This is a genomic window from Halomonas citrativorans (assembly GCF_900163645.1).
Lineage (GTDB): Bacteria > Pseudomonadota > Gammaproteobacteria > Pseudomonadales > Halomonadaceae > Vreelandella > Vreelandella citrativorans.
On the sequence record NZ_FUKM01000062.1, the window covers coordinates 1 to 1,442 of the forward strand.

1 protein-coding gene is annotated in these 1,442 nt (G+C 52.8%); it reads left to right on the forward strand.

Features of this window, described 5'->3' with window-relative positions; translation table 11 throughout:
• Nucleotides 1-51: 51 nt before the first annotated feature.
• Nucleotides 52-1,409 (forward strand): IS3 family transposase gene (locus CZ787_RS18075; protein ID WP_419866545.1). Its coding sequence is split into 2 segments (ribosomal slippage): nt 52-532 and nt 532-1,409, totalling 1,359 coding nucleotides; the frame shifts between segments, so codons are not numbered across the junction.
• Nucleotides 1,410-1,442: the final 33 nt, after the last annotated feature.

Below are 1,442 nucleotides of genomic sequence, written 5' to 3' on the forward strand. Positions count from 1 at the left end.
TGAACTGCACCCCAAAAGTTGGACACTCATCCAACGATTGGGGTGTTTTTCATGGCAAAATACAATGAAGAGTTCAAGCTGTTAGTAGTACAAAGCTACATAGAAGGACAACAGGGTTATAAGAGGCTGGCCAACCAGTACGGTCTTGACCATGCCACCGTCAGGCGTTGGGTCAAAAGCTATGAACAGCATGGCCTGAGTGGCTTACAGAAGAAGTTCTGCCGCTACAGTGCTGAGTTCAAATTATCGGTGTTGCAACGGATGAGGCAAGAAGATCTCTCAGTCCGGCAAGCGATGACGCTGTTCGATATCCGAGGTGGAACGGGGATCGTACGCCGGTGGGAAAGCCAGTATCATGAAGGAGGCTTCCAAGCGTTGGAGCCTAAAGCCCGAGGACGCTCGACGAAGATGCCCCCAGCAAAGCCCCCCAAGCCCTCACTTCCACTGACTGAAAAGAGCTCGCTGGAGCAACTGCTCCAAGAGAATGAGTACTTGCGTGCTGAGGTGGCCTACTTAAAAAAGTTGAAGGCCTTGCGTCAGGCCAAAGAGCAAGCCGCGCAGAAAAAGCGCGGGTAATCCTTGAACTGAGGCAAGGCCACCCTTTGGCGGTACTGTTAAAAGTAGCGGGGCTGTCGCGTAGCACGTTCTACTATCAGGTAAGGGCACAGCAGTTGGATGATCGGCACGCTGGTCTGAAGTTGCGCATTCACGCCCTCTACGAGCGTCATAAAGGCCGCTATGGCTACCGTCGAATTACAGCAGCGCTGCGCCAAGCGGGTGAGAGGGTCAACCACAAGACAGTCCAACGCTTGATGCAAAATCTGGGACTGAAGTCGGTGGTACGTCCGAAGAAGTACCGTTCCTATAAAGGACAACAGGCCAGTGTACCCAACCTTCTAGCCCGCCGGTTTCAGGCTGAAAGCCCCAACCAACGGTGGGTCACCGATGTCACGGAGTTCAATGTTCGAGGCGAGAAGCTCTACCTGTCGCCCGTGATGGATCTCTATAACGGGGAAATCGTGTCTTACTCAATGCAGAAACGGCCGGCGTTCTCGTTAGTAGGGGGAATGCTGAAAAAAGCCTTGGCCAAGCTGGCCGATCAAGACGCGCCGCTACTGCATTCCGATCAAGGCTGGCAATATCAGATGCCCGCTTACAGGCGCAAGCTCGCCGAGCAGGGCGTGACCCAGAGCATGTCACGCAAGGGGAATTGTCTAGATAATGCCGCGATGGAGAGCTTCTTTGGAACGCTGAAGTCAGAATATTTTTACCTGAACCGCTTTGACACGATTGAGCAATTACAGGCGGGCATCCGACACTACATCCATTACTATAACCACGAGCGCATCAAGTCCAAACTAAAAGGCCTGAGCCCGGTGCAGTACCGAACTCAGGCCTTATCCGCTTAGTGTTTTACTGTCCAAGTTTTTGGGGTCAGTTCA